At 35.6% G+C, this 4,721-nt stretch carries 2 protein-coding genes and 1 pseudogene; 2 read left to right on the plus strand and 1 reads right to left on the minus strand.

The annotated features are described in order from the left end of the window. Positions 1-196 precede the first annotated feature (196 nt). Entirely contained in the window at positions 197-1,267 is a 1,071-nt protein-coding gene (locus tag ACP3VS_RS23885; protein ID WP_036166730.1) for a glycosyltransferase family 2 protein, read from the plus strand. A gap of 240 nt (positions 1,268-1,507) precedes the next feature. Here ACP3VS_RS23885 and ACP3VS_RS23890 read toward each other — a convergent pair. After that, a pseudogene (locus ACP3VS_RS23890) lies at positions 1,508-1,717 on the minus strand (hypothetical protein); the annotation flags it as partial. Between the two features lie 126 nt (positions 1,718-1,843). On the opposite strand from ACP3VS_RS23890, the gene ACP3VS_RS23895 reads away from it, so the two are divergent. Then, positions 1,844-4,033, plus strand: a complete 2,190-nt coding sequence (locus ACP3VS_RS23895) for a DNA topoisomerase III (protein WP_426390224.1) — start codon at positions 1,844-1,846, stop codon at positions 4,031-4,033. Positions 4,034-4,721 lie beyond the last annotated feature (688 nt).

Genomic DNA, 4,721 nt, shown 5'->3' on the forward strand with positions numbered 1-4,721 from the left:
TGTTCATTTGTAAATTTCGTCATAAAAAAACTACACCTCCAATTGTTAGATGTGTCTAACAATTGGGGTGCAGTTCAGTTCAGCGTTCGTTTTTTTATTTTACAATGTCAGCCAGAAAGTAGGGGGATAACGAAAAATTGTTTCGAAAATGGGATGAACTAGCATAGTATATTACTACATGAGAAGGAGGGGAAAGATGGTATCGATTAGTTTATGTATGATTGTTAAAAATGCACAATGTACGATTGAAAGATGCTTAGATTCGGTTCGGCATATAGTGGATGAGATGAATATTATTGATACAGGCTCAACTGATCGTACAAAAGATATTGTCCAAAATTACACCTCTCGCATTTTTGATTTTCCATGGTGCGATCATTTTGCAAAAGCACGCAATTTTTCCTTTCAACAGGCAACAAAAGACTATATTCTATGGGTTGACGCAGACGATATTATGACAAAGGAAAACCAACATAAACTATTGCTACTAAAGCAATCATTGTACCCAACTGTTGATGCTGTCACTATGGATCATTACCTAGTATTAGATGATGATGGAATAGTGGAATGCAGTGAGCGAAAGTATCGTCTAGTAAAAAGAGCCAATCATTTTCAATGGCAGGGTGCTGTCCATGAATTTTTAAAGGTATCTGGCCAGCTCTTTCACAGTGATATCGCTGTTACACATTTACCGTTAACAAAGGATCTTCATCGCAATTTATGTATCTATGAAGGATTAATTCAAAAGGGACATACTTTTTCTGCAAGGGATTCATTTCATTATGCAAATGAATTAAAGCTGCATAAACGTTATCTAGAGGCCATTAATCAATACAATACATTTCTGGATAGCGAATTAGGCACTACAGATGATCGCATTGAAGCATGTTTGCATATAGGGGAATGCTTTCGATTGTTACAGGATGATAATCACGCTCAACAAGCTATTTTACAATCTTTCTTGTATGACCGACCAAAGCCAGAAGCATGTTGCCGAATGGGCCAATTTTTTATGGAGCAATCAAAACATAAAGAGGCTATCTACTGGTACTCACAAGCTTTGCAACAAGCTTCGGTCGATTCAATGACTATTCAAAAACGAGCTTACTCAACATGGTTACCTCATTTACAACTAAGTCTGTTATATAGGGAGTTACGGCTATTCGAAAATGCCTATCAACATAACTTAGAGGCACGAAAATGGAAACCGAATCATTTGGAAATCAAAGAAAATGAAAAGTATTTACTCAGACGGCTAAAGATATAAGGCTACTAAGGGAATGGCACATCAATAAACAACACATAAATTAACTGACCAATTAACACAGATACACCAACAACAATGGTCATAAAAATCACATTACGAGGCCTAAAATTTTTTGCTTCCATTAAAAACCTCCTTTTATATATATGGAATATTCAGTTAATTCAAGATATGTTGAGAGGATTTGAGTATGCATAATAAAAGAGCAAATTCACACTGAATGTGAATTTGCTCTTTATAGTTATCAAACTTTAAACCTTTTAGGATTTCAGCGAGTGCGTTGTTTACAGATTCCTCATTATTTTGTTGCTTTAAGTACTTTTGTACGGAACGTTTATCGACCTTGCCCCCACCTTCTTTTTTACGGCGAGCTTCAAAAGCAGATAACTTCTCACGATAGCCACATTTACATACAAGGATTTGACCATCTCCTTCGCCGCGAAGCTCTAATAAGCGTTGTATAGCATCTAAGAGAGAATTCCTGTTAATTTACAGTTAATTTTCTGATTTGCTTAAAAGAAGTTTAAGTATAAAGCATGTGCTATATTAAACATTAGGAAGTACGAAAGGATGTTATATATGGCTAAAAGTTTAGTGTTAGCAGAAAAACCTTCAGTTGCACGTGATATAGCAAACGTGCTGAAGTGTCACAAAAAAGGGAATGGTTATATTGAAGGAGATAAATATATTGTTACATGGGCTTTAGGCCACTTAGTCACTTTAGCCGACCCAGAGAGCTATGATGAAAAATATAAAAAGTGGAACTTAGAAGATTTACCAATGCTACCAGAGCGTCTGAAATTAACAACAATTAAACAAACAAGTAAGCAATATAATGCAGTTAAATCTCAACTTACACGTAATGATGTGAATGAAATTATCATCGCAACAGATGCCGGACGTGAAGGGGAATTAGTGGCTCGTTGGATTATTGATCGTGCGAAAGTGAATAAACCAATCAAGCGTCTATGGATTTCATCTGTTACTGATAAGGCAATTAAAGATGGTTTTGCAAACTTAAAACCTGGAAAGAATTACGACAATCTATATCAAGCTGCTGTAGCTCGTAGTGAAGCAGACTGGTATTTGGGATTGAATTCAAGTAGAGCGCTATCTACTAAATTTAATGCTCAGCTAAATACAGGGCGAGTGCAGACTCCTGTAGTAGCAATGGTTGCTGCTCGTGAAGATGAAATCAAGAACTTCAAGGCACAAACGTTTTATGGAATTGAGGCACAAACAAAAGAATTAAAATTAACATGGCAAGATGCGAGTGGTAATTCACGTAGCTTTAGTAAAGAAAAAATGGATGCTATTGTTAATTCATTAGATAAACAAGATGCAAAAGTAATCGAGATTGAACGTAAGCCGAAAAAGTCTTTCTCTCCAGGGTTATATGATTTAACGGAGCTACAGCGTGATGCAAATAAAATATTTGGATACTCAGCCAAAGAAACATTAAATATCATGCAAAAACTATATGAGTCTCATAAAGTGCTTACTTATCCTCGTACTGATTCGCGATATTTATCTTCAGACATCGTTAGCACCCTTCCAGAACGATTAAAAGCATGCGGTATAGGAGAATATCGAACGTTAGCAAACAAAGTGCTTTCAAAACCAATTAAAGCGAATAAATCGTTTGTGGATGACAGCAAGGTATCTGATCACCATGCAATTATTCCTACAGAAGAATACGTGAACTTTGCAAACTTTACCGATAAAGAACGTAAAATTTATGATTTAGTTGTAAAACGTTTCTTAGCGGTGCTTTTCCCAGCTTATGAATATGAACAGTTAACCGTGCAAGGTCAAATTGGCAACGAAAAATTCATTGCTCGTGGGAAAACAGTAATTTCTGCCGGATGGAAAGAAGTTTACTCAAATCGCTTTGATGATGAGGAATCAAGCGAAGATGTGAAGGAGCAATTATTGCCTCGTCTCGAAAAAGGCCAAGTATTAAAAGTAAATTTAATTACTCAAACATCAGGGCAAACGAAGCCTCCAGCACGTTTTACTGAGGCTACACTTTTATCGGCAATGGAAAATCCTACAAAGTATATGAACACGCAAAATAAGCAGCTTGCTGATACGTTAAAATCGACAGGTGGATTAGGAACGGTGGCAACACGAGCCGATATTATTGATAAGTTATTCAATTCATTCCTAATTGAAAAGCGTGGTAAAGATATTCATATCACTTCTAAAGGTCGTCAGTTACTTGATTTAGTTCCTAATGAGTTAAAATCTCCTGAAACAACAGCCGAATGGGAGCAAAAGCTAGAATTAATCGCTAAAGGCAAACTGAAAAAAGAAACCTTCATTAATGAAATGAAGCAACATACAAAAGAAATTGTAGCTGATATTAAAAATAGCGATAAGAGATTTAAGCATGATAATATTTCAACAAAAACTTGCCCTGATTGCGGTAAGCCAATGCTTGAAGTGAACGGGAAAAAAGGTAAAATCCTTGTTTGCCAAGATCGTGAATGTGGTCACCGTAAGAATGTGTCGCGTGTGACGAATGCACGTTGTCCTCAGTGTAAGAAAAAGCTTGAATTACGTGGCGAAGGTGATGGTCAAATCTTCGTATGTAAGTGTGGCTATCGTGAGAAGTTATCTGCTTTTGAAGCTCGCCGTAAAAAAGAAGGTGGAGGTAAAGTGGATAAACGTAGTGTACAAAAGTACATGAAGCAGCAAGAGAAAGAAGCAGAGCCTTTGAATAATGCTTTTGCAGATTTATTAAAAGGTTTTAATGTAGATAAATAAATATTAATTTAAAAGAAACCAGAACGTTCAAAAAACGTGTCTGGTTTCGTTATATATTATTTAAGTCTGAGTTTGAAATTTCGATTCAATGATTTTAACGATTTTAAATAAGCTAAACGTACTTCTGATATTTTCCTAGTAGTTACACATTTATCATGCTCCCATCAAAATTTGAATTACTTCCATGGTTGCGCCAATGTTTCATAGATGTGTAGCGTAACTGTGTTTTTATTGATGGGGCTGCAAAAAAGGATGTCTTTCAGTAACAAAAGTTGCCGGTTCTCTATCTTGACGACTTTCAATGTATCTTTATAACCAAATATCACAGCGGACATTAAAGTACACCGCTCTTCCTTTTCATCTTTACCTCCTAACGAAATCGGAGCAGCGATTCGTAGTGTTAAACAATTGAAGGAAAGTGTTAGCAGATAAAATGTTATTATGTAATATTATAGAACCTGTCACTTCGACTACGAAAAAATATTAAAATAGTTATTGACTATTGTATTTTATTCTGATAGTATTAATTCTTGTCGCAGGACAATCAATAAAAATGAACCTTGAAAACTGAACAAGCAAAACGTAATCAATAAAGTTGAGTTGCTAGCCTTGCTAGTGAACGAAACAAAATTTTGGACATCAAAATGATGCCAGCAAAACAATTTGAGCTAATCAAATTTCTTTTATG

The organism is Lysinibacillus sp. VIII_CA (genome assembly GCF_049943995.1).
GTDB lineage: Bacteria > Bacillota > Bacilli > Bacillales_A > Planococcaceae > Lysinibacillus > Lysinibacillus pinottii.

Coding starts and splice junctions, on each gene's coding strand:
- ACP3VS_RS23885 (WP_036166730.1), top strand. CDS start 197: ATGGTATCGATTAGTTTATGTATGATTGTTAAAAATGCACAATGTACG.
- ACP3VS_RS23895 (WP_426390224.1), top strand. CDS start 1,844: ATGGCTAAAAGTTTAGTGTTAGCAGAAAAACCTTCAGTTGCACGTGAT.